Here is a 23496-nt window from a genome sequence, read left to right as displayed (position 1 = left end):
CTCAGCGCTGCGCTTGGCCGGGGTTTCACTCTCTCAAAATGTCATTCACCGGTTTATCCGGTGAATCCATGCCGTGATTTACGATCCAAGCGACCGTCATGGATCCCTCGCATTACGCGGGGGATGACAAATGTGAGAGATTAGAGATCGTCATCCCGGCGAACGCCGGGAAAGAGATAAAACCCTACCGCAAGCCGCTCGGATCCACCGCGAGCGCTTCGGCGGGGTCGATATAGCGATTGTGCCATTTGATGCGCCAATCAAGGTGTGCGCCGGTGGAGCGACCGCCTGAGCCGACCTCACCGATCACCTCGCCTTGCGCGACTTCCTGACCGACTTCCACGTTCACAGCGCCCAGATGCAGAAAAGCGCTGGTCAGGCCCTGGCCGTGATCGATGAAGACCAGCCCGCCTTCATAATACATGTCGGGATCGGCCAGCGTGACCACGCCGGCGGCGGGCGCGATCACCCGCGTGCCGCCGGGCGCTGCGATATCGATGCCATAGTGAGGCCGGCGCGGTTCGCCATTGTAATAGCGCTGGCTGCCGTAAACGCCGGTCAGGCGACCTTCGACCGGCATGATGAAGGCGCTGGCGAAGCCATCCCCCGTCCAGCGGGAGGTATAGGCGTTGCGCTTGACCCGGCCTTCGGCGCGGATGCGCTCGAGCACCTCTTCCGGCGGGGTGACATATTCCTGGGGCACGCCCTCGATGCGCTGGATGTCGTATTCGCGCTGCTGGACGCTGACCGTCTCTTCATAGCGGCCATCGGGCAGCGCCACGGCGAGCATGGTCTGCGCCTCGGCATCCCGGTCATGGCCCAGCACGACCCAGCCCTCGTCATCCGCCTCGACACTGATATCGCCCAGCGTCACCTCAGCGCCCGGCCGCGTGCGGCAAACGATCATCGCGCCCTGGCGATGGGTTCCGGCGCAGTTGATCGGGGCGGCGGCGGGCGCCGTCTCTGCGATCAGGGCCGCCATGGGATCAGCCGCGCCCTCCGGCGCAGCAGCGACGGCTTGGACAAGGGCGAGCGCGGCGATCAGAACCATGGGAGCTGTCCTAACGAGGTTTTTGCTGCTTGGCGGCGCCGGGGCCCTGATAGACCTCGCGCCAGCGTTGGGTGGCGGCGTTGGCGTCCAGATACGCTTCCTGAAGCTCGGCGGACCAGTAACGCAGATTGTTGAGCGCAATGCTCTCGCCCGTCACCGCGCATTTCACGAACGCGCCGGGCTTGAGGATCATGAAGTCAGCATCGCCGTACTCAAGTTCGGCTTCCCCGCTGAAATCACGGTCAAAGGAGGAAAGATCTGTATCGGTCATGACGCTTTCCTACCACGTCTCCAGCGCCCAGCGGAACCCGGCAAACAGCGGTGCGGCTTGACCGACTCACACCCGCTCGCGAGTTTGGTTTCATGACCCTCATTCGTCGCCTGTCCCCCGAAACCGTCAACCGCATCGCCGCCGGCGAAGTGGTCGAGCGCCCCGCCAGCGCCGTCAAGGAGCTGGTGGAGAACGCACTGGACGCCGGCGCGCGCCGGATCGACATCCGCATTGAGGGCGGCGGGCTGACCCGCATCGTCATCGAGGATGACGGCTCGGGCATGGATGCCGAAGGGCTGGAAACCGCGATCGAACGGCACGCCACCTCCAAACTGCCCGTGGGCGAGGATGGTCAGGACGATCTTCTGAACATCCATTCCATGGGCTTTCGCGGCGAGGCCCTGCCCTCCATCGGCTCGGTCGCGCGGCTGACGATCTGCACCCAGAACCAGGAGCTGGGCGAAGCCTGGGAGCTTTCGGTCGAGGGCGGCGTGAAGGCCGGGCCCCGTCCGGCGCCCTCGTTGGGCCGGCGCGGCACGCGGGTGGAGGTGTGCGATCTGTTTTACGCCACGCCGGCGCGCCTGAAATTTCTAAAATCCGAGCGCGCGGAAAGCACCGCCGTGGCCGATGTGATCAAGCGTCTCGCCCTGGCGCGTCCCGATGTGGGATTCTTCCTGTCCGTGGATGGCCGCTCGCGCGTCTCCGCCCCCGCCGAGACGACCGATGATCGCGATGAGGCGCGGCGCGGGCGCCTGTCCTCGATCCTGGGGGCCGACTTTGGCGAGAACGCGCTGGTCATCGATCAGGAGCGCGAGGGCGTGCACCTGACCGGGCTCGCCAGCCTGCCCACCTATAATCGCGGTTCGAACCAGCACCAGTTCCTGTTCGTCAATGGCCGCCCGGTCAAGGACAAGTTGATCGTCGGCGCGGTGCGCGGCGCCTATCAGGACTTTCTCGCGCGCGATCGGCACCCGGTGGTGGCGCTCTATGTGGACCTGCCGTCCGACCATGTGGATGTGAACGTCCACCCGGCCAAGGCCGAGGTGCGCTTTCGCGATTCCGCTCTGGTGCGCGGCCTGATCGTCGGCGCCTTGCGCCATGCGCTGGCGGGGGCCGGCCATCGCGCCTCCACCACTGTCGCCGGATATGCGCTCGGCCGCGCCCGCCCCGAAGGCGCGCCCAGCCAGGCCCTGCCCCTGACCCGCGGCAGCTCGATCTCCAGCGGTTGGGCGAACCGCCCCTCCCCCGCCTGGGAAAACCAGCTCAGCGAACATCACGACATGTCCGGCTATGGCTATGGGGAGTCCCAATCCGAGCCGTCCCAATATGAGCGCAGCGATCTGGCGCCGGGCATGTCCGCGCGCACCGAGCCCTCCTATGGCGGCGAACCCACCCAGGGCGCGCCAGAGGCGGAGGCCCCGACGCCTGACTACCCGCTGGGTGTGGCGCGGGCGCAGGTGCACGCCACCTATGTGATCGCCCAGACCGAGGACGGGCTCATCATCGTGGACCAGCACGCCGCCCATGAGCGCCTCGTTTACGAGCGCATGAAGAAACAGCTCGCCGCCAGCGGCGTCGCCAAGCAGGCGCTGCTCGTGCCCGAAATTGTCGAGCTCGATGAAGCCGAGGCGCGCCGCGTGCTCGACCGCGCCGACCAGCTGGCCGAGCTGGGCCTTGTGATCGAACCCTTCGGGCCCGGCGCGCTGGCGGTCAGAGAAACGCCCGCCCTTCTCAAACGTCTCGATGTGCAGGGCCTGATCCGGGATCTCGCCGACGAGATCGCCGAATATGACGAAGCGCTGTCGCTGAAGGAAAAGCTCGAGGAGGTAGTCGGCACCATGGCGTGCCACGGCTCGGTGCGCGCGGGCCGACGCCTGACCGGCGATGAAATGAACGCCCTGTTGCGCGAGATGGAAGCCACCCCCCATTCGGGGCAATGCAATCACGGCCGCCCCACCTATGTGGAGTTGAAACTGGCGGACATAGAACGGTTGTTCGGGCGGCGATAGGAGGGCCCTCTACCCTGTCATCTCCTGCTTCATGCGGGAGATCCATTCCGGTTGCTCTGATCACAGGTCACGGCATGGTCTCACCGGATAAACCGGTGAATGACAGTTCTAGAAGCCGAACCCCCGGCCAAGCGGAGCGCAGAGCCTGGGCCTCCATCAGAATAAGGCGCTTATAGCGCAAAGAGGTCCCGGGTCTTCGCGATGCTCGCCCGGGAATACAATTGCCCCACACTCTGTCGCAGCCAGATTGCGGCGCTTTCACTGGACCGGGCGGGGCGGGCCCTGCTAAGCCTTTTCGAAGAGGGAATGCAGGGACTTGATCATGCAGCGAATGTTCGCGCGACGGCGCCCCGCCGGATCGTTCACGATTTTCGGCTTTATCATCGCCGTGTTCGTGCTGATCGCCGATCAGGCCAGCAAATACTGGATCCTGTACGGGCTTGATCTCGATGGCCGCACGCCGCAACAGGTCCAGGTTCTCGATCCCTGGTTCAACCTGACCATGGTATGGAATTACGGGGTCAGCTTCGGGCTTTTCCAGGCCAATAGCGACATCCAGCGCTATATCCTGGCCGCCGTGTCGCTGGCCATCGCCGGGCTCTTGGTGGTGTGGATGTTCCAGACCACCCGGCGTCTGCAGGCGCTGGCCTTCGGCCTGATCATCGGGGGCGCCATCGGCAATGTCATCGACCGCTTCATCTACGGCGCGGTCGTGGACTTTTTCGACTTCTCGGGGCTGTATTTTCCCTATGTGTTCAACGTGGCGGACGCCGGCATCTGCGTGGGCGTCGCGGCCATGGTCCTCGATCTGGTTCTAAACGGGGACCGCTAAACCGTTTCGCGCGGCGCCCGGCCTCTGGCCAGAGCGTGCGCCAGTCTGATACAAGCGGTGAGAACCGCCTCTGAAAGCGAGCTTTCGACCATGCGTATGCGCACCGCCCTGATCCTTTCCGCCACCGCCCTGATTGCGTTGACCGGCTGCAATTCCGGCGTCCGTCAGGCGCTTGGCGTGGACAAGACCACGCCGGACGAGTTCCGCGTCGTAACGATTGCGCCGCTGTCGGTGCCGCCCGAATACAACCTCACCCCGCCGCGTCCGGGTGAGCTGCGCGCCGAAGACATGTTCCAGGACCAGCAGGCGCGCCGCGCCCTGTTCGGCGATCTGAGCTCGTCGAACGCCACCGATGCGGAAATCCTGTTCGCCTCACGCGCTGGCGCGGCTGACGCCAACCCCAATGTGCGCGCCATCATCGATGGCGAGAGCGCGGCGCTGATCCGCAAGGATGAGAGCTTCGCCAACCGCATCCTGTTCTGGCGCGACAATGAGCGCATCATCCGCCAGGGCGGCCAGCCCATCGACCCGGAAGAGGAAACCGCCGCCATTGAAACCGTCACCGGCGGCGGCGATGTCGAGATCGAGCGTCGGCGTAATACGCGCCGCAAGCTGCCCGGCCTTTGATCCACGCGGACATTCAAGACTGAAACGCCCGGCCCTCGCGCCGGGCGTTTTGCATGGCGCACACCGTCCTTGATGACGTTTGAGGTTTGACACTCGCCCCTTTGCCGGACACTTTTGCGGTTAAGCTCTGAAGAGCAAAAGGGGAGAAGACTTATGATCCGCACGATTGCTGCGCTCGGCGCGGTCGCCGCGCTCGCGCCCGCCAGCGCTCTGGCGCAGGACGCCGAGCCGCTGACCGTCATCCATGCCGGCCATCTGATTGCCGCACCGGGAGAAGAACGGGTTCGCGAAGAGGTGTCGATTCTGGTCCGCGGGGATGAGATCGAAGCCATTGAAGACGGCTTTGTCAGCCCCGAGGGCGCAGAGCTTGTCGACCTGTCGAACGCCTGGGTGATGCCCGGCTTCATCGACGCCCATGTGCACATCACCAACCAGCAAGGCGCCGGCCGCCGCATCTCCGCCTTCACCGAAGGCACGGCGGACCGCACCATTGATGGCGTGATGTATGGCCAGCGCACCCTGATGGCGGGGTTCACCACGGTTCAGGATGTGGGCGGCGATATCGAAGCGGTCCGCGCCCTGCGTGATGGCGTGGAAGCGGGCGACATTGTCGGGCCGCGCCTGCGCATCGCCGGCGGCGCGGTGACGCCCACAGGCGGACATGGCGACGCCAATGGCTGGAGCGTTCAGGTGCTCCGCGAAAGCGGCAGCCCCTATGCCTGTAACGGCGCGGCCGATTGTGCGCGCGCCACCCGCCAGCTGGTCCAGGAAGGCGCGGACGTGATCAAGATCACCGCCACGGGCGGGGTTCTGTCCTCCACCGGCGCCGGCGTCGAACAGCAATTCTTCCAGGAAGAGCTCGAAGCCATTGTCGAGGCCGCGCACATGATGGGCCGCCGTGTGACCGCCCACGCCCATGGCGTGACCGGCATCAACGCCTTCCTGCGCGCCGGGGGCGACTCCATCGAGCACGGCACCTATCTCGATCGCGAATCGATCCGCCTGTTCCGCGACAATGGCGCAGTTCTGGTGCCCACCGTGATGGCGGGCGAATGGGTGGCCAACCAGGCCGATGCCGGCTGGATGACGCCCTTCCAGGCCGCCAAGGCCCGCGTGGTCGGCCCGCAAATGATCGACATGGTCCGCCGCGCCCATGAGGGCGGCGTCACCATCGCCTTTGGCACCGATTCGGGCGTCTCCGCCCATGGCGACAATGCGCGCGAATTCCTGCTCTACACGCAAGCCGGCATGACCGAGATGGAGGCGCTCGCCACCGCCACCACCATCGGCGCACGCCATGTGCAGCTGGAGGACACGATCGGCCGCATCGCGCCGGGCTTCGCCGCCGACATCGTGGCGACCAATGGCGATCCGCTCGAGAACATCGAAGAACTGATGGATATCGACTTCGTCATGGCCCGCGGCGTGGTGCGCAAGAACGAAGAGTAATGTTTGAGCGTGCAAACGCATTCGCGGCGAGACGGCCATTCCTCTTTGGCTTAGGTCTCGCCTTCGCTGTTCATGTGGGGCTAGGCGTTTTATTGTTAATCGCAGTCGCGATCATGACCATGTTCAAAATTGGTGACGATTCAATTGCCTACACCATTCTCTTTGTAGGACTCCTGGCCTTGTTTGCGGTTGGCTCAAGCATAGGGCTCTACATAGCCACGAAGCCTTCGCCCTTCGGCAAGGTCCAAGGCGGCGCCATCTATTCACCCTACGCGGCTCAGCCAGGCAGCCGCACGAATTGGCGTTCGGTTGCGGGCTTCGCCCTCGGCCCCATTGTCCTTCTGATAATTGTGATAGCTGCGCTCATTGGCATTGAAGCGCTATTCACCCTCTGGAGTACCCATGTCCCAACTTGACGATACCTTCTCCGGCACCAAGCCGGTCGCGGACGCGCTGAAGTTTGACCAGTCTGCGCTCGAGCGCTGGATGGCCGAGCATGTGGAGGGCTTTAAGGGGCCGCTGACCATCGAGCAGTTCAAGGGCGGGCAATCGAACCCCACCTACAAGCTCTCCACCCCGGGCGCGCAATATGTGCTGCGCCGCAAGCCGCCGGGCAAGCTGCTTCCCTCCGCCCACGCGGTCGATCGCGAATACCGGGTGATGAAGGCCTTGGGCGAGCAGGGCTTCCCCGCCCCGCACATGTTCGGCCTGTGCGAGGATGACAGCGTCATCGGCACCGCCTTCTACATCATGGATTTCGTCGAGGGCCGGATCTTCTGGGATCCGTATCTGCCCGATCTCAGCCCCGATGAGCGCGGCGCGATCTATGACGCGTCCAACGCCACCCTCGCCCAATTGCACTCCATCGACCATGAGGCTGCGGGCCTCGGCGATTACGGCAAGCCGGGCAATTATTTCGAGCGCTCCATCGGCCGCTGGTCCAAGCAGTACAAGGCGGCGGAGACCGAAACCGTGGCTGCCATGGACAAGCTGATCGAATGGCTGCCCGAACACGCCCCCGCCCAGGAGCGCACGAGCGTGGTGCATGGCGATTATCGCCTGGACAACATGATCTTCCATCCCACCGAGCCCAAGGTCATCGCGGTGCTCGACTGGGAGCTGTCCACGCTGGGCGATCCGCTGGCGGACTTCACCTACCAGCTCATGCAGTGGCGCACGCCCAAGGATATCCGCAACGGCTTTCTGGGCCAGGATCTCAAGGCGATGGGCATTCCCACCGAAGAGGAATACGTCAAAGCCTATTGCGAGCGTACGGGCCGGGACGGCATCCCCAAGCTCGACTTCTATTTCGCCTACAATATCTTCCGCCTGACCAGCATCGTGCAGGGCGTCTACGCCCGGTCGCTGCAGGGCAATGCCTCCAACGAAAAGGCCAAGGAGATGGGCGCGCTCGTCAAGCCCATGGCGGAGTATGCCTGGAGTATCGCCGAAGGGGCTTAACTTCCTTCCCCCCGCCCTCTCATACTGTCATTCACCGGTTTATCTGGTGAATCCATGCCGTGACCTGTGATCGGGCCGACCGGCATGGATCCCCCGCATGACGCGGGGGATGACAGCAATAGGAGAGCCTCACCTCGCTTGCGCACGCGGCCAGACCGCTTCGGACGCCACCAGCGCCCAGAGCACGATCAAGGGCTGGAAGAGCGGTCTGAGCGCGTAATAGGCCGCATCCCCGCCCAGCCCCGCGACCGCTCCGCCGGTTTCGGCCACATGGGCGTTCGCGATCACCATCACGCTTAGCATCATCGCCAGCCCGACGCCCGCCAGCGGACGCAGGTCAGGAAGGCCCAGGCGCCGGTAAGCAAGCGCCGGCAGAAGCAGCGCGATCCCCGCCATCAATTCGAGCCCGCCCGTGATCTCCACAAGGTGGAAGTCATAAGGCGCGAGATAGTCCGGGATCATCGGCTGATAGCGCTCCGCGCCGTTCACGAAATGATCAATCCCGGTATAGACAAAGGCCGCGCCCATGCCCCGGCGCAGGGCCAGCCGCCAGTTCCGGCGATCCTCCCAGATCCATTGCGGGATATAGGCGATGGCCGCAATCAGGCTCATCAGGAACAGGAATTTCATGACGCACTCCCGAGCGACCTAACACTGTTAAGGCGCAAGCTAACACTGTTAGCCAGCCGGTGCAAGCCTGTGCTAAGAGGGCGGGACTGAAGGGAGTGATGATGAGCGCACCAGATCTGAAATCACGGCTGATCGCCGCCGCCCACGCCATGATCCGCAGTGGTGAGCGCGGCTCTCTCAGCCTGCGGGCCGTCGCCCGCAAGGCCGGTGTCAGCGAAGCGGCCCCCTATACCTGGTTCAAGGGAAAGTCCGAGCTGATGGCGCATGTGGCCACGCTGGGATTCGAAACGCTCAACATCCGCCTGGCCGCCAGCGCGAATGAGCCCGACGCCATCGACACCCTGTGCGCCATGGGCCGGGCCTATCTCGATTTCGCCGAGGCCGAACCGGCGCTCTACGCCCTGATGTTCAGTGATGACGCCGATCTGGACCGGACGCTGCCACGTTATCAGGACGCCAGCGCCGCCTGTTTCGAACGCCTGAGCCTCGCCGCCAGTCGCTGTGCGCACGCGGAGCCCCAGAGCGAGACCGGTCAGAAAGCCGCCCTCGCCGCTTGGTCCCTGGTCCATGGTCTGGCGCAATTACCGTTGAGGCGCCCCACCGACGCCGTCAGCCGCGCCGATACGGCGCACTGGTCCATGCGCGCGCTGGCCGAAGGCCTGTCGCGGGTCTGAGCCTAGCCGCCCAGATGGCTGAGGAAGGGCGCGCCCAGCGCAACCGCCATGACGAGCTCGAAGCCCACGCCCATGAGGTTGTAGGAGGTGCGCGTCTCCTGCCGGGCGTCCGCCAGCATGGACCAGATGCGTCCGATGACCATGCCCAGCCAATACAGGCTGGCGGCGAAGCTGGCGCCCATCACCGCGCCGGCGCCGGCCTGGAAACTCATGATGAGGGTCAACAGCACCGCGCCATGCAGCAGGCAGAGCGCGCCGCCATAGCTGGCGCGGAACTCCGCCCAGCCGCCTTTCCAGCGCGGATCGGGCATGAGGCGCACCACGCTTTGCCCCCAGCGCGGCATGATCAGGGCGGCCAGGCCCATGCCAAAACCGACTAGAGCGGCGAGACCGGCGAAAATCCAGGGCGCGGGATAATCAGGCATGCTCATCTCTGTGATTGCTTGTTCGCCTTTACGCGCGGCGACGCAATACAGATCACTTTATGTGCAGTCATAAAGGATCCTCGTGCGTTTCGGTCCGGATCAGACCTGCCTGTTCCAGCACCTCATTGAACCGTTGATCGAGCGCCTTGCGCTCTGCCGCCGTCATCTCAGGCCAGAGCGTCATCGCTCCGATATAGGCGGCGTATTCAATCTTGCCGATCTGCCTGGCTATCGCGTCCTCGAGCCCCGAAGACCGGTAAAGCTCGATCACGAAGTCCAAACGCATCCGGTCCACCGACGCGACGATGTCGGACGCGTTGGGATGGGACGGGGCGAAGCGCCGGATTGCGATTTCCAGTTCCGGATCAATTGCGACGGCCAGATCGGTCAGGGCCTGGCGCTGCTCGGCCGGGGGCTGAGCCGCAGACTGCGCAGCGATGTCTTCGGTATAGCGCTTGCGCCAGTGCCGCATCATGGCGTCGATGAAGGCGCTGTGATCCGTAAAGTGATGATACAGCGAGCCACGCGTGCGATCCGCCGCCTGACACAATGCCTCAACCGTCAGCCCCGCCGCCCCGTGTCGCGTCAGCTGGCGCAGTCCCAGGTCAAGCCAGTCGGTTCGACCAAAGCGTTTGCCGTGTTTCAACTCAGACACCCCCAGGCCCCCACAATCGCCACCGGCACGAAGAGCCAGCCTTGCGGGTGGTCTGTGTATTTTAGCCGGAGGCTGGGCGGCATGACGATTCCGTAGACTGCGATTGATGCGGTCAGTCCAACCGCGACCCAGGCCACATCCACGCCCTCAGGCTGCACAGCGGCATACAGGAACATGATCCCCAGCGCCGCCAGCACCAGGGTCACGATATGCCAGCAGAAATAACTGGTGTGCTTGGGCTTGCTCGGCAGGGGCGCGGTCAGCAGGGGGCGCGCAATGCGCCGTCCCCCAACGAATGTATGAAGCCAGCAAATACCCGCCGACAAGACCGCAGCGACCAACAGCCATGTATTCATGTCACCCTCCAAAACATAACATAACTTATGGTATGCCAAAAGAGACATAAGCGCCAGCCCGACATGTGCGGCACGGGCGCACAGGGCGCCTTGCCGGCTGAACAAAAAAGCCCCGGCGCAAGGGCCGGGGCTTTAAGCGTCTCAGAGGGGGTCAGGCGTTGAGCCATTTCTTGGCTTCCAGCCGGGAGATGGTGCGCTCGTGCACCTCGTCCGGGCCGTCGGCCATGCGCAGGGTGCGGATGCCGGCATAGGAATAGGCCAGCGGGGTGTCATTGCTGACGCCACAGCCGCCATGGGCCTGGATGGCGTCGTCGATCACCTTCAGCGCCATGCGCGGCGCGGCCACCTTGATCATGGCGATCTCGCCACGGGCGACCTTGTTGCCCACGGTGTCCATCATCCAGGCGGCTTTCAGCGTCAGCAGGCGGCATTGCTCGATCTCGATGCGCGCCTGGGCGATCCGGCCTTCCCAGACCGAATGCTTGATGATCGGTTTGCCGAAGGCTTCCCGGCTCATCAGGCGCTTGACCATCAGCTCGAGCGCCCGCTCGGCGGCGCCGATCGTGCGCATGCAGTGGTGGATGCGGCCCGGGCCAAGCCGCCCCTGGGCGATCTCGAAGCCGCGGCCCTCGCCCAGCAAAATCGCCGAGGCCGGCACGCGCACATTCTCGAGCTTGATTTCCATATGGCCGTGCGGCGCATCGTCATAGCCGAAGACCGGCAGGAAGCGCTCGATCGTCACGCCTTCAGCATCCGCCGGCACGACCACCATGGATTGCTGGGAGTGGGTGTCCGCGTCCGGGTTGGTCTTGCCCATGACGATGAAGACCTTGCAGCGCGGATCCCCGGCGCCCGAGCTCCACCATTTGCGGCCGTTGATGACGTACTCGTCGCCATCCTTTTCGATCCGGCATTCGATATTGGTGGCGTCGGCGCTGGCCACGGCCGGTTCGGTCATCAGGAAGGCCGAGCGGATTTCACCCGCCAGCAGCGGCTTGAGCCATTTCTGTTTGTGCTCTTCAGTGCCGTAGCGAACGAAGACTTCCATATTGCCGGTATCCGGCGCGGCGCAGTTGAACACTTCGCTCGCCCACGGCACCCGGCCCATTTCCTCGGCCAGCGGCGCATAGTCGGAATTGGACAGGCCCGCGCCCTCTTCGCTGTCAGGCAGGAAGAGATTCCACAGACCGGCGCTCTTGGCCTTTGCCTTCAACTCCTCGATGATGGCCGGGACCTGCCAGCGATCAGTGCCGAACGCGGCCATCTGGGCGGCATAGACCGGTTCGTTCGGATAGATGTGTTCGTCCATGAAGGCGCGGACGCGCGCCAGATAGTCTTTGCACAGGTCGGAGTATTCAAAATTCATGGCGACAGGCCTCCCCTTGGCGGCGATCCGGAACGGGACCGACGATCAGTTCTTAAGAGCTTATCTAATTATGGACATGTGCGCGCAGAAATCCAGCCTTAAAACCCTGCGTCACAATGGCGCCCGTCACAGGGCGTGCTAGCATGCGCAGCAATTTCAAGGGTGAAAGGCCACGCCATGTCCTCGCTTCTGATTGCTCCGGATGATCCCGCCAGCGCCGATGTGACCGCCCTGTTGCAAACCCATGCTGACTTCGCGTTGAAGGAATCCCCGCCTGACACCTGCCATTTTCTCGACGTGACCGCGCTCAAGGCGCCCGACATCACGTTCTGGAGCGCGCGGGAGAACGAGGTCCTGCTTGGCGTGGTCGCCCTCAAGGCGCTGGATGCGCGCTCCGGTGAGGTCAAATCCATGCATGTGGCCCAGGCCGCCCGCGGCAAGGGCGCCGGACGCGCGCTGATGGAGCATTTGCTGGATGAGGCGCGCGGGCGCGGCTATGCCTCGCTCTGGCTCGAAACGGGCAACACCCCCGGCTTCCACGCGGCGCTCGCCCTTTATGAAAGGCTCGGCTTTCAACGCTGCCCCGCCTTTGGCTGTTATCAGGAGACCGATTTCAATGTCTTCATGACCCTGGACCTGACCGCGTCTCATGCAGCTTGATCCACAAACCCTTGAAAACGCGCATGTGCGCCTTGAACCGCTCAGCGACACGCACCGCGAAGCCCTGCGCCCGCTCGCCCAGGAAGAAGAGCTGTGGTCGCTGACCACCAAACGCGGCGATGGCGTCTATTTCGATCCCTGGTTCGATGGGATGCTGCAAGGCCAGGCTGGCGGAACCCAGATCAGTCATGCCGTCTGGTCCAAGGCCACGGGCGCCTATGCCGGCCATACGGCGTTCTTGCAGATTGATCGGGACAATCAGCGCGTGGAGATCGGCTGGACCTGGTATGGCGCGGCCTATCGCGGGGGCGTGACCAATCCGGCCTGCAAGGCGCTCTTGCTGGAACACGCCTTTGGCTGCGGCGCAGAACGGGTGGAGCTGAAAACCCACCATCTCAATGAGCGCAGCCAGGCCGCCATGCTCAAGCTGGGCGCCATCCGCGAAGGCACGCTGCGCAGTCATACGCGCACCTGGCGGGGGGATCGGCGCGACACCGTCTTCTTCTCGATCCTGCCCGAAGAATGGCCCGGCGTTCAGGCCGGGCTGGAGTTGCGCCTGACAAACGCTTGAGTTTCCCGCCCAAGCCATGACTATGAGAGCGCAGTTTTCAGGGGACGACATCATGCTTCGCACATTTCTGGCGATTGGCGCGGCCAGCGCTTTCTCGACCGCCGCCCTCGCCCAGAGCGAGCCGTCCAGCGCCTATGTGCAGATCGACAGCTGCCCCAGCTATCAGCTGGAGGGCGAGCCAGTCTGGGAAAGCGCCTGTCCCGGCCATGAGAACTGGAGCGTGTTCTTCCGCGCCAGCGAACATGGCAGCGGCATTGCCTACGCCTTCAATGGCAGCGAGCGGACCGAATTCTATCGCCCGCCGGCCCAGCTTCTGTTCGGCAATTTCCACAACACCATGGAATGGCGCGTCACTTCTGAGGGCGCCTTCGCCATCATCCATCGCTATATCAGCGAAGGCCCGGCCATGGATGTGGATCCCAACGCGCCCGATGAAGAACCGCCCATGCAGCGCCAGGACCTGCTGGTCATCACCGCGCTCACCCCGGACGATTACGAGACGGTCGCCTGCCCGCTCTATGTGGTGGACGCCAGCCAGATCACGGACGCCAATGACGCCGCCCGCATCCTCGCGGACACATTCGCGCCCGGATACGAATGCGACAATCGCGACCCCTATGTCTTCACCGACATCTCGGAGGTCTACGCCACGGTGGAAGCGTTCGACATGGAGCAAGACGAAGCGGAACAAACGCCCGCTCAACCCCAGCCGCCCAAGTCCAAGTCTTGAACCGCTCGCCCGGCGCCCCGACATGGCGTGAAGGCCGGTCGGGGGAGAGGAGCATGACGCCATGATGATTATTCAGGTCCGCGAACGCGGCGGCTGTTTCGGCAGCGGGTGTTTCGGCGTGGTCGCCCTGGCGGGCTGGATCACCGCCGTGGTGCGCGACGCCATGATGGTCAAATGGCTGTGGCTGATCTTCGACCTGGTCCTCGCCCCGCTGGGCGCGATCCGCGGCATCATGATGTGGTTCGGCTGGGCCTAACCTTTGCCTTGCGCCGCGCCCGGAAGAAAGCTTTCAGCATTGCGCTCGCCTCCTCCGCCAGCACGCCGCCCAACACCTCAGGCCGCCAATGGCAGGTGGGTTGGGTAAAAAAGCGCGGGCCATGATCAACCGCGCCGCCCTTGGGGTCGGACGCGCCATAGACCACCCGCCCGATGCGCGCATGGCTGATTGCGCCCGCGCACATGGCGCAGGGCTCCAGCGTGACGTAGAGCTCCAGCCCGGTCAGGCGGTAATTGCCCAGCTTTTGCGCGGCGAGACGCAGGGCGCGGATCTCGGCATGGCCGGTGGGATCACAGTCTGAAATGGGGGCGTTGCCCGCCTCGGCGATCACCTCATCCGTCTGCGGATCAACAATCAGAGCGCCCACAGGCGTCTCGCCCGCCGCAGCCGCGGCTTGCGCAAGACCCAATGCTCGCCGCATAAAGCCTGTTTCACGATCCTGCTCGGGCGATGGTTCAATCGTCGTCATGAGCGGGCCTTACCTCTGGCCTGGAGCGCTGGCAAGTTTTGACCGACACCCCGTCTACCCCCGATACGCCTGACGACAGCGGCGAACGCATCGCCAAGGTTCTGGCCCATGCCGGGATCGCCTCGCGGCGCGAGGCCGAACGGCTGATCGAAAAGGGCCGGGTCAGCGTCAATGGCGAGATCCTGCGCACCCCCGCTTTCAAGGTCATGCCCGATGACGATGTGCGTGTGGACGGCGAGAGCATCGGCCAGCGCCCGCCCACGCGCGTCTGGCGTTACCACAAGCCCGTCGGCCTTCTGACTACGCACAGCGATCCTCAGGGCCGCGAAACCGTATTCCAGACCCTGCCCCAGGATATGGGCCGGGTGATCTCGGTCGGGCGGCTCGATCTCAATTCCGAGGGGCTGCTGTTGCTGACCAATGATGGCGAGCTGGCGCGGGTGCTCGAACTGCCCTCCACCGGCTGGACGCGGCGCTATCGCGTGCGCGCCTATGGCAATGCGTCCGACAAGGCGCTGGCCGAGCTCGAGAACGGCACGGTGGTGGATGGCGTGGTCTATGGCCCGGTGGAAGTGACCGTGGATCGCCGCACGGGCGCCAATGTCTGGCTGACCGTGGGCATCAAGGAAGGCAAGAACCGCGAGGTCAGGAAGGTGCTGCAAAGCGTCGGGCTGACCGTGAACCGGCTGATGCGGGTCGCCTATGGCCCCTTCCAGCTCGGCTCGCTCAAGCGCGGGGACATCTCTGAAAGCAAGCTCAGCGTGCTGCGTGACCAGCTGGGCAAGCTCTACCCGCTCGACACCGACGGCCAGCCGCTCAAACCCGGCGAGACCGCCAAGCCCGACACCCGCACCGGCACGGCGAAAGCCAAGCCCAAGGCGAACCGCCCGCATCAGAAATCCGGCGGCAAGGCCAAGTCCGGCCCGGACGCAGACTCCATCATGCCCGCCGGCGGCAAATCGAAATCGGGCAAGGGCTGGGCGAAGGCCAAACCCAAGGCCAACGAGAAACCCAAATCCAACAAGCGCGCTGACGGCAAGCCGTCAGGCGGCAAGAAGGCTGAAGGCAGAAAAGATGCGGATCGTCGCCGGCGCTCATAAGGGCCGCGCCATCACCGCCCCCAAGGGCGACAAGACCCGGCCCACCACCGACCGCGTGCGCGAAAGCGTCTTCAACAAGCTCACCCACGCCCCCTGGGGCATCGAGCTCGACGGCCTGCGCGTGATGGATCTGTTCGCCGGCTCGGGCGCGCTCGGCCTGGAAGCGATCAGTCGTGGGGCCAGCTTTGCGCTGTTTGTGGAGACCGACCCCGCCGCCCGCGGCGCCATCCGCACCAATGTAGACGCGCTTCAACTGTTCGGCTGCACCAAGCTGCACCGTCGCAGCGCCACCGATCTGGGCCCCAAGCCCGCCAATATGGGCACGCCCTTTGATCTGGTGTTCCTCGACCCGCCCTATGCGCAGGGTCTGGGCGACACCGCCCTCGCCCGCCTTGTGGAGGGCGCCTGGGTGAAGGATGACGCAATCGCCGTGCTGGAAGAGCGCAAGGGCGTGGAGGTGAGTGCGACAGGCTGGGAGCTTCTGGACACGCTGGAAGCGGGCGACACGGTGGTGCGGTTTTTCAAGCGGGCTGAGTAACAGCTGCGCTTCCCCTCTCCCCCTTGAACAAGGGGGAGAGGCAGGGTGAGGGGGTGCGTTTCAGCCTACCAAGCCTACGCAGGACGAAGCGCCGCTCACCCCTCACCTAACCTCTCCCCTCCGAGAGGGGAGAGGGATGGGCTTGGCTCTTTCCCTAAACCCCCAGCATCTCCCGCGCCGTGGCGCTGTCGGCGGCGATCTGCGCTTTCAGCGCGTCGAGGCCGTCAAACTTCTGCTCGGGACGGATGAAGTCGATCAGCTCGACTTCCAGCACCTGGCCGTAAAGATCACCGCTAAAGTCAAACAGGTGCGCTTCCAGCCGCGCTTCGGTCCCCTCCACCGTGGGCCGCGAGCCCAGATTGGCGACGCCGGGCACGATCTGCCCAAAGGGCAGGTGCGCGCGCACGGCGTAGACGCCGAACTTCGGCCGCAGATAATCGCCAAGCGCGATATTCGCCGTCGGAAAGCCGAGGAGGCGCCCGCGCTGATCGCCCTTGGACACCTCGCCCTCAATGGCGAAGGGACGGTCGAGCAGCGCTGCTGCGGTCTTCGCATCACCCTCGCGCAGCGCATTGCGGACATTGGTCGAGGAGATCTTGCCCGACGCGTCATCGAGATTGACCGCCTCGGCGATCTTCACCGCCACGCCATGGGTCTCGCCCAGCGTCTTGAGCGCGGCCGCATCCCCCGCCCGGTCCTTGCCGAAACAGAAATCCGCGCCCGTCACCACGCCCTTCAGCCCCAGCCCGTTCGCCAGCACGTCGCGGACAAAGACCTCCGGCGTCATCGCCGCCATGGCCTTGGAGAACGGGATGTGAAACACCGCTTGTGCGCCCGCCGCCTTCAGGGCGCGCACACGCTGAGTGTCGCTCATCAACAGGAAGGGCGGCGCATCGGGCGCGAACACCTGGCGCGGATGCGGGCTGAACACGGCTCCGGCGCACGGCGCGTCCAGCGTCCGGGCGAAGGCGCAGGCGGTCTCGATCACGGCCCGGTGGCCGCGATGCACGCCGTCAAAATTGCCCAGAGCCGCCACACAGCCGCGCGACAGCTCGGGCAGGTCGGAATAGCCGTGATAAACCGCCACGCCTTACGCCGTGCTCTTGCGGCGCTTGCGCACGATGACTTCCGCGTCCGCTTCCATGCAGGTCTGACCCTCCACCTCACACACGCAGGCGAGTTTCACCCGGCGCGCCTTCACGTCAACGTCTGTGACAGTGGCGCGCGCAATGACCGTGTCGCCGATCCGGACAGGGCGTTCAAAGCGCATAGTCATGCCCGCGAACACCGCCCCCGGCCCGGGCAGATGATTGCCCAGAACGCAGGAAATGAAGCTCGCCACCAGCGCGCCATGGGCGATCCGGCCCCGGAAGGGCGAGCGCGCCGCATAGGCTTCGTCCATATGCAGCGGGTTGAAGTCGCCGGAGACTTCCGCGAACTGGCGCACGGTATTGTCGTCCACCAGCCGGGTGATCTCGGCGCTCTGGCCCACTTCCAGTTCGTTGATGGCGAAGCCTTCAAATTCACTCATGGTGTAATCGCCTTTCCTCTTGCGGCGCGTGTTTAACCGAATTTTGACCGCGCTTGTCTACAGTCTCGTTCGTACGGGGCCCTTAAAGTGGAGCTTTTAGGGGTCTTTTGGGTCGTTAATTGGATGGAGGAAGGGTCATGGCGGTCGAAATGACGATGCCGATCCTGGTGGTGGACGATTACAAAACCATGGTTCGCATTATCAAGAACCTGCTCAAGCAGATCGGGTTCGAGAATGTGGACGAGGCTTCGGACGGGACCGAAGCGTTCGAGAAGATGAAGAAGAAGAAATATGGGCTGGTCATCTCTGACTGGAACATGGAGCCGATGACCGGTTACGAGCTGTTGCAGAAAGTCCGCGCAGACGAATCGACCAAGGCGACCCCCTTCATCATGGTCACGGCCGAGTCCAAGACCGAGAACGTGATCGCGGCGAAAAAGGCCGGTGTGAACAATTACATCGTGAAGCCGTTCAACGCCGGCACGCTGAAAGCGAAAATGACCGCCGTTATCGGCGATTTCTAAGGCTCGGGACGCCGCGCCCGCCCCTATGACTAACACGTCATTAGGGACGGACCGATGAAACTCCCGAAAGGGCTGGATTGAAAGGACAACCGACATGCCTGCAGCAGAAGTCGCCGCACGGGTACGCCAGTCTCTGGAGTCGGTGAAAGTTTCCGATCTCGAAAACGTGCAGCTGATCGAGGTGTTGCGCATGGCGCAGCAGCTCACCGATACGATGCAGATGTTCTTCGGGTCGCTGGACAAGTCGATCCACCAGGAATTCAACTCCATCGCCGAGTACATCGCGAAAACCCGTGATGAAATCGCGCATCTGCGCCCCAACGACATCCGCGAATCCCGGCTTCCGGGCGCGGGCGCCGAACTGGAAGCGCTGATCGCGGACACCGAACGGGCGACAGAAACCATCATGAGCGAGGCTGAAACGCTCATGATCAGCGAAACCGACGATCTGGACGCCTATAAAATGGAAGTCAGCGACGCGATGACCAAGATCATCGAAGCGTGCTCCTTCCAGGACCTCACCGGTCAGCGCGTCTCCAAGGTGGTCAGCTCCCTCAAGCATATCGAGGAGCGCGTGGCCCGCTTCGCCCAGACCATGGGCGTGAACGATGCCGAAGCCACGGCCAACGAGAAAGCCGAGGAAGAACGCAAGGCCAAGCTCCACCTCAACGGTCCCGCCATTGGCGGCCCGGAGACGGACCAGACCAATGTGGACGACCTGCTGGCGATGGACCAGGACGCCATCGACGCCCTGTTCGACTAATCCACTTTCAGGAATACATGCGTTCGCCCTGAGCGCATGCAAAACGCCCCGCCGGATCCCGGCGGGGCGTTTTACGTTTGATCTGACGCCGGAGCGTTCTCAGCAAAAGTGGGAACCGGTTTTGCGGTTCGAGACCGCGACCAGAAAAACCCACAGGCGCTTTTTCAGTAAAAGTGGGGACCGGTTTTACGGTTCGAAAAAGCGCCCAGCAAAAAGCTTAGGCGCGTTAGCGTCTAAGCTGCATCCAGCTTGCGGCCGGAGCCTTCCTCGACGCTCACCACGTCATTGTTCTCGTCCAGAAGGACCACCGTCGGGGTGAACTGGCGCGCTTCTTCCGCCGCCATGCCCGCATAGGCCACCACGATGATGCGATCGCCGGGCTGGGCCAGGCGTGCTGCGGCGCCGTTGATGCCGAACATTTTCGAGCCGCGCGGCGCCGAGATGGCGTAGGTGGTGAACCGTTCGCCATTGTTGATGTTCAGGACATCCACCTGCTCATTGATCAGGATGCCGGCTGCATCCAGCAGGTCCTGGTCGATGGAGATGGAGCCTTCATAGTGAAGGTCCGCCTGCGTCACCGCGGCGCGGTGAAGCTTGGTCTTCATCATGGTGAGTTGCATTCCGCCCTCGACATGAAAATGGGTCTGTTGCAGTGCGGTATACTCTATCGCGAGAGAAAAAACACCCATCTCGCACTGACATATTTGTCATATGGGGCTTAAGGGGACGTTTGGGTAGGGGGTGTTTGTCCCTTGCTATCCCCCGAACTGCAAGACTGGCTCAAGCCCAGCCTTGAGGGGGCGAAGGAAGTGTATTGAGGGTCTGCTCAGGGGTGTGGCAGGGCGCATGTAATCTCAAACTGGGGGGGGGCTGAGAATTTTTCCCTATTAAGGAAGTAATGGTGTTTTGGAACAAACGACAAGCTTTTTTGACCCTCGGGTGAGTGCGACGTAAAGGTCGCGCTCATGCTCCATAGCCTCCGGTTCCAAGATAATCGATACCTCAGCCTCAAGCCCCTTGAATAACAGTGTGCTTCCTACGGCCTTGGTAGGAATAGCTCGACCACGTATTCGTGCCTTATCACGCAGCTCTACGAATAATTCATTTAAGGCCTTCCCGCCTGACATTTCAGCGCGGTTTAGAACTTCAATAGCAGCTCTTAGCATTTCCTGCCTAAAAACACGTGTTCCGCCTTGTCGCGAGCATTCTGAAAGAATGCCCGCGCCTTTTCCGTATGAAGGGCTTTTGAGAAAATCGATAATAGCAAGCTCAAGGTCCGATGGCGGATTCCTATTGGTCTTGTCACTTATTGATTTTATGCGTGCCGCAAGCGCGCTTCGATCGACACCAGTCATCATTGTTGTTGCTAATTCCAAAAGAGATCCTGCGGCACCTTTGGCCGCCGGGTTGAAGCTTTCAGCGAAATTGGCGAGATCACTTAAGTCAGTATTTTCGACTTTTGTTGCACCAGGAATTTCCCTAGCAAACCGAGATTGGTCTTGCGGCCACTTTGCCATGATCAGACTCCCGCCTCCTTTGGTTTGTGGGCGAGTATTGGCAGCTCTGAGTCGTCTCTCTCTATCTTCAGAGTCACCACATAGCTGTACCCACTCGACGCAATCAGGAGAGTTTCTCAGATCAATCTTATTACCTTTGAGCAACTCTCGTCTGACTTCAAGCAGCCAAGCACCTAGTTCCTCATTGCCTGCCAAGACCCACCTCCAAGGCCGATCTAACGTCCCGATCTCTGGAAATGCCTCGGATACATCATGCTCCCAATCGACCACACCTTCGGGCGTGAAATCGAAAATTGCTTGAAGTGGATCCCCTAGGACAACGGTTTTTAATTGTTCAGCAAGAAGAACGACCGTTTCATGCTGCGCGGGCGAACAATCTTGGTATTCATCTACTATTAGCATTGAATAGTTTGAATTAAGCAAATCATTCAAGTGCTGCCCTCGGAGAATATTCAATACCCCCTCACGCATTGCTGGATAATCATACTTGGGAGACTTCAAAAGAAGATGTCTTGAGTCTATTCCTGAGCGCATTGGAAAGGCGTGAAGCATACGAAGCCCCCAGCCATCCAATGTTGAGAGTCGGAATTTCGATGGAGCCACGCCCAATTTTGCAAATCGATTTCTAAGTGCAGCCACACCAGCATTAGTATGGGTCAAAATCAATACAGGTAATAGGCCGTCATATGCAGCAACCGTCTCGACTAATAGGTGAGTTTTTCCACACCCAGCCGGAGCAGTAATTGAGCCCCTTGTTGCGGAAAGTATCGTGGCAACGTCAGCCATCGAGCGCCCAAATTTGGATATTGTTGATCACACTTCTGAAGGCAACCTCACACTCATCAAAGTGGGGAGCGATAACCCTCTTTGTCAGTTCTTGCATTGCCCCAACGTTTTTAAACCAAGGGTTTTTCTTTCCGCTACAAGCATTTATTAGCTGGTCGCGCTGGTCAAAGGTAATTGCTGAACCGTCTATAGCAGAGCGGAAAAAAGCGACAGACAGATCGCCGCCTGACGCTCCGTTCAGATGTTGGTCGATAAGGTCCTCGCCATGGAGCTCGACTGCGCAATCTATAAATTGGAGAAGCTGAGAAGCTGGAAGCCCATGAACGATCGCAGCCTCTATTTTTTGTCCAGCCTGCCACTTGAAAACAGCGCCACCATTTGCCTCGAACATTGTTTCCTGGACTAAGTCCGGCTCAACATCATCATCGCGAAAACTAGCGCACGCATAGCCAAGCGATTGAAGAGTAGGAGACCGCTCGTACAATCGCGAACAACCGCCTGCATTAATAAGATTGAGCCCTGCACCGAAGAGTGACTTTTCGCCTTGTTCTGATCGATAAAGCTCGATGCCACGGATCATGCCCACTTCCGAAGCACCCTCACAAATCAAAACCCGTTTGGCGAGGAAGGCTTCAGGCTGAGAGCGAACGGAGCCTTGCGAGTGATCGTCTATCGATGCGCATAAAGCTCGGTGCCTATCTTCGCTTCTCCTTAAAACGAATAGTTGGTCAGCATTCAATTCGCGCAACACGACAGGTGAATGCGATGTAAAAAACGCTTGCTTAGGACTATTTCCGTCCTTTGCGCCCAGAGCACCTAGAAAACGTATAATTCGGTGAGGCTCAAGTCCGTGCTCCAACTCATCAACTAGAACCAAATCAGAGCCATTTTGTGCCGCATTGAGCAAGCCTGCGACCAGCAATCGAGTGGAGCCAAGGCCTAAACGCGCTAATGGAATGCCATCTGCATCATGCACTGCAATCGTTCCACCACTGAGAGAGATTGACTGTGCGTTCAGGAGAGCCTGCAACTCAACTTCAAGATCCACACCTAGTGTTTCAGCTATAATCTCAACTTGTTCTAATGTTTCGTCTAATTGGTCATCGGCTATATCGCTAAATGCTTCTCGAGCGGCCCGCTTGGCGTCAGCTATTTTGGCTGCAGTGTCCGGCTTTTTGTCTGATAGACGCTCCAAAACCGAGCCCTTCCTCCAAGACAGATGAAATTGATTAGCGGCATCAATTCTAGTGCCTGCTAGCAAGATCCGATCACCCCAAGCCAAAGACTTCTCAACTCCAGCAGCAGAGGCGCGATCAGAATAGAGGGACCACTGAGGATCCAAGTCGGAATCCACCCTCAATACAACTGTAAGCGCAGATTCCAGCCCTGATCCAACTTCATCTTCTATTATTTTATCTTCAGGACTCACGCCACGAAGAAAATGATCATACTTGTCAAAGTTTTTTAGAGTGTCTTCTAATTCACTAATTGTTATTTCAATTACAATGGGATCCTGAGTATTCAGTTTGAAAAAATCGCTATCTGAAAATTCTTTTGTGCGACGAGGACCAAGACATAGATCGATAGCATCTATTACCGTGGATTTGCCGCTATCGCCCGGTCCAATTAGGCAATTGATCCCTGGGTTTGGCCACCACTCAAATCTCTGAATTGATCGAAAATTTTGGATTTTTAAATATCGAATTTTCGCCATTTCCATCGCACGCTTTTACATTTGGGGTTTTAGCAATTAAGCTACGACGACAGCATCACTACAACCTAGAGATTTTTTATACCACGGGATCTGCCGCAGGAACCGTGAGACCTCAAACATCATCCCTGCTCAATGCCGGGATGCCGGGTATAACGTTGGTAAGAGTGCACCCAGCCTCTCGGCCTTCGGGCTAGACCCGGAGGCCCATGCGGCGGCTCGGCTGGGCATGGGTCCCCGGATCCCCTGATCGAGTCCGGGGCAGGCAAGTCCGAGGACCGAGGTATTCTTCTCTTCCCCGGCCCCCAATCGAGTTGAGGGTAAACTCCGTCCGGGGTCCAGAGCCGGGTGCGCGGCGCTGGATGATCTCTGGGTCCCCGCCTTCGCGGGGAAAGAGGCACAAACTGGAAGCGGCGAGCGCCTCAACCCGCCCCTAATCCCCCTCCCCGCAACCGCGCCTAGACTCCGCGCGGTTCTTTCTCAGGGTTTTAAGGCGTGGGCGAGGCGGGGGGG

General features: G+C 61.6%; 28 protein-coding genes. 15 read left to right on the top strand and 13 right to left on the bottom strand.

Features of this window, described 5'->3' with window-relative positions:
• Positions 1–184 precede the first annotated feature (184 nt).
• On the bottom strand, positions 185–1051 hold the full coding sequence (locus RBA95_RS05785) for a M23 family metallopeptidase (protein WP_306015885.1): 867 nt from the start codon (positions 1049–1051) through the stop codon (positions 185–187).
• A gap of 10 nt (positions 1052–1061) precedes the next feature.
• A complete protein-coding gene (locus RBA95_RS05780) occupies positions 1062–1322 on the bottom strand; it encodes a DUF2093 domain-containing protein (protein ID WP_306015884.1) in 261 nt (86 codons plus the stop codon).
• Positions 1323–1414: 92 nt separating this feature from the next.
• Here RBA95_RS05780 and mutL point away from each other — a divergent pair, with 92 nt between their 5' ends.
• The 6 genes from mutL to RBA95_RS05750 all read left to right on the top strand — a co-directional run bounded on the left by mutL (position 1415) and on the right by RBA95_RS05750 (position 7700).
• Entirely contained in the window at positions 1415–3331 is a 1917-nt protein-coding gene (mutL, locus tag RBA95_RS05775) for a DNA mismatch repair endonuclease MutL (protein WP_306015882.1), read from the top strand.
• Between the two features lie 322 nt (positions 3332–3653).
• Positions 3654–4163 (top strand): signal peptidase II, encoded by a 510-nt coding sequence (gene lspA / locus RBA95_RS05770; protein ID WP_306015881.1) that lies wholly within the window; start codon positions 3654–3656, stop codon positions 4161–4163.
• 90 nt (positions 4164–4253) lie between these two features.
• Positions 4254–4790, top strand: coding sequence for a DUF3035 domain-containing protein (locus tag RBA95_RS05765; protein ID WP_306015880.1), 537 nt, complete (start codon positions 4254–4256; stop codon positions 4788–4790).
• 153 nt (positions 4791–4943) lie between these two features.
• Complete coding sequence (locus tag RBA95_RS05760; RefSeq protein WP_306015878.1) at positions 4944–6239, top strand: amidohydrolase family protein; 1296 nt, start codon at positions 4944–4946, stop codon at positions 6237–6239.
• Complete coding sequence (locus RBA95_RS05755; RefSeq protein ID WP_306015877.1) at positions 6239–6655, top strand: hypothetical protein; 417 nt, start codon at positions 6239–6241, stop codon at positions 6653–6655. The genes RBA95_RS05760 and RBA95_RS05755 overlap by 1 nt, the downstream gene beginning before the upstream one ends.
• Entirely contained in the window at positions 6642–7700 is a 1059-nt protein-coding gene (locus RBA95_RS05750) for a phosphotransferase (protein WP_306015875.1), read from the top strand. Before RBA95_RS05755 ends, RBA95_RS05750 begins: the two co-directional genes overlap by 14 nt.
• A gap of 129 nt (positions 7701–7829) precedes the next feature.
• Here the strand turns inward: RBA95_RS05750 and RBA95_RS05745 are convergent, their stop codons facing one another.
• A complete protein-coding gene (locus RBA95_RS05745; RefSeq protein ID WP_306015874.1) occupies positions 7830–8330 on the bottom strand; it encodes a DoxX family protein in 501 nt (166 codons plus the stop codon).
• A gap of 101 nt (positions 8331–8431) precedes the next feature.
• On the opposite strand from RBA95_RS05745, the gene RBA95_RS05740 reads away from it, so the two are divergent.
• On the top strand, positions 8432–9004 hold the full coding sequence (locus RBA95_RS05740; RefSeq protein ID WP_306015873.1) for a TetR/AcrR family transcriptional regulator: 573 nt from the start codon (positions 8432–8434) through the stop codon (positions 9002–9004).
• 2 nt (positions 9005–9006) lie between these two features.
• On the opposite strand, the gene RBA95_RS05735 is transcribed toward RBA95_RS05740, so the two are convergent.
• The 4 genes from RBA95_RS05735 to RBA95_RS05720 all read right to left on the bottom strand — a co-directional run bounded on the left by RBA95_RS05735 (position 9007) and on the right by RBA95_RS05720 (position 11806).
• Entirely contained in the window at positions 9007–9429 is a 423-nt protein-coding gene (locus RBA95_RS05735) for a hypothetical protein (protein WP_306015872.1), read from the bottom strand.
• Positions 9430–9496: 67 nt separating this feature from the next.
• On the bottom strand, positions 9497–10084 hold the full coding sequence (locus RBA95_RS05730) for a TetR/AcrR family transcriptional regulator (protein WP_306015871.1): 588 nt from the start codon (positions 10082–10084) through the stop codon (positions 9497–9499).
• Complete coding sequence (locus RBA95_RS05725; protein ID WP_306015870.1) at positions 10072–10440, bottom strand: hypothetical protein; 369 nt, start codon at positions 10438–10440, stop codon at positions 10072–10074. The genes RBA95_RS05730 and RBA95_RS05725 overlap by 13 nt, the downstream gene beginning before the upstream one ends.
• Positions 10441–10591: 151 nt before the next feature.
• Positions 10592–11806 (bottom strand): acyl-CoA dehydrogenase family protein, encoded by a 1215-nt coding sequence (locus RBA95_RS05720; protein ID WP_306015869.1) that lies wholly within the window; start codon positions 11804–11806, stop codon positions 10592–10594.
• 177 nt (positions 11807–11983) lie between these two features.
• On the opposite strand from RBA95_RS05720, the gene RBA95_RS05715 reads away from it, so the two are divergent.
• The 4 genes from RBA95_RS05715 to RBA95_RS05700 all read left to right on the top strand — a co-directional run bounded on the left by RBA95_RS05715 (position 11984) and on the right by RBA95_RS05700 (position 14023).
• A complete protein-coding gene (locus tag RBA95_RS05715; RefSeq protein WP_306015867.1) occupies positions 11984–12466 on the top strand; it encodes a GNAT family N-acetyltransferase in 483 nt (160 codons plus the stop codon).
• Positions 12456–13037: a GNAT family N-acetyltransferase gene (locus tag RBA95_RS05710; protein WP_306015866.1), complete on the top strand. Its 582-nt coding sequence runs from the start codon at positions 12456–12458 to the stop codon at positions 13035–13037. The genes RBA95_RS05715 and RBA95_RS05710 overlap by 11 nt, the downstream gene beginning before the upstream one ends.
• A 52-nt stretch (positions 13038–13089) precedes the next feature.
• Entirely contained in the window at positions 13090–13767 is a 678-nt protein-coding gene (locus RBA95_RS05705) for a hypothetical protein (RefSeq protein WP_306015864.1), read from the top strand.
• 61 nt (positions 13768–13828) lie between these two features.
• Positions 13829–14023: a hypothetical protein gene (locus RBA95_RS05700; protein WP_306015862.1), complete on the top strand. Its 195-nt coding sequence runs from the start codon at positions 13829–13831 to the stop codon at positions 14021–14023.
• Here RBA95_RS05700 and tadA read toward each other — a convergent pair.
• Positions 13998–14465, bottom strand: a complete 468-nt coding sequence (gene tadA / locus RBA95_RS05695; protein WP_371933594.1) for a tRNA adenosine(34) deaminase TadA — start codon at positions 14463–14465, stop codon at positions 13998–14000. The genes RBA95_RS05700 and tadA overlap by 26 nt on opposite strands.
• A gap of 86 nt (positions 14466–14551) precedes the next feature.
• Here tadA and RBA95_RS05690 point away from each other — a divergent pair, with 86 nt between their 5' ends.
• Together RBA95_RS05690 and rsmD are read left to right on the top strand one after the other, a co-directional pair.
• Entirely contained in the window at positions 14552–15613 is a 1062-nt protein-coding gene (locus RBA95_RS05690; protein ID WP_306015860.1) for a pseudouridine synthase, read from the top strand.
• Positions 15588–16151, top strand: a complete 564-nt coding sequence (rsmD, locus tag RBA95_RS05685; RefSeq protein WP_306015858.1) for a 16S rRNA (guanine(966)-N(2))-methyltransferase RsmD — start codon at positions 15588–15590, stop codon at positions 16149–16151. Before RBA95_RS05690 ends, rsmD begins: the two co-directional genes overlap by 26 nt.
• Before the next feature lie 154 nt (positions 16152–16305).
• On the opposite strand, the gene RBA95_RS05680 is transcribed toward rsmD, so the two are convergent.
• Positions 16306–17238, bottom strand: a complete 933-nt coding sequence (locus RBA95_RS05680) for a bifunctional riboflavin kinase/FAD synthetase (RefSeq protein ID WP_306015857.1) — start codon at positions 17236–17238, stop codon at positions 16306–16308.
• Between the two features lie 3 nt (positions 17239–17241).
• A complete protein-coding gene (locus tag RBA95_RS05675) occupies positions 17242–17682 on the bottom strand; it encodes a MaoC family dehydratase (RefSeq protein WP_306015856.1) in 441 nt (146 codons plus the stop codon).
• Between the two features lie 137 nt (positions 17683–17819).
• Here RBA95_RS05675 and RBA95_RS05670 point away from each other — a divergent pair, with 137 nt between their 5' ends.
• Positions 17820–18206: a response regulator gene (locus RBA95_RS05670; RefSeq protein WP_306015855.1), complete on the top strand. Its 387-nt coding sequence runs from the start codon at positions 17820–17822 to the stop codon at positions 18204–18206.
• 94 nt (positions 18207–18300) lie between these two features.
• A complete protein-coding gene (locus RBA95_RS05665) occupies positions 18301–18969 on the top strand; it encodes a protein phosphatase CheZ (RefSeq protein ID WP_306015854.1) in 669 nt (222 codons plus the stop codon).
• A 233-nt stretch (positions 18970–19202) separates the two neighbouring features.
• On the opposite strand, the gene panD is transcribed toward RBA95_RS05665, so the two are convergent.
• The 3 genes from panD to RBA95_RS05650 all read right to left on the bottom strand — a co-directional run bounded on the left by panD (position 19203) and on the right by RBA95_RS05650 (position 22992).
• Positions 19203–19589 carry an aspartate 1-decarboxylase gene (gene panD / locus RBA95_RS05660; protein WP_306015853.1) on the bottom strand — a complete coding sequence of 129 codons (387 nt, stop codon included), beginning with the start codon at positions 19587–19589 and terminating at the stop codon, positions 19203–19205.
• A 267-nt stretch (positions 19590–19856) separates the two neighbouring features.
• Positions 19857–21272, bottom strand: coding sequence for a UvrD-helicase domain-containing protein (locus RBA95_RS05655; RefSeq protein WP_306015852.1), 1416 nt, complete (start codon positions 21270–21272; stop codon positions 19857–19859).
• Positions 21265–22992, bottom strand: a complete 1728-nt coding sequence (locus tag RBA95_RS05650) for an ATP-dependent endonuclease (RefSeq protein WP_306015851.1) — start codon at positions 22990–22992, stop codon at positions 21265–21267. Before RBA95_RS05650 ends, RBA95_RS05655 begins: the two co-directional genes overlap by 8 nt.
• Positions 22993–23496 lie beyond the last annotated feature (504 nt).

Source organism: Oceanicaulis sp. MMSF_3324, from assembly GCF_030733545.1.
Taxonomy (GTDB): domain Bacteria; phylum Pseudomonadota; class Alphaproteobacteria; order Caulobacterales; family Maricaulaceae; genus Oceanicaulis.
Note: the sequence above shows the minus strand (reverse complement) of the source record. Positions and strands in the feature narration are given on the sequence as shown.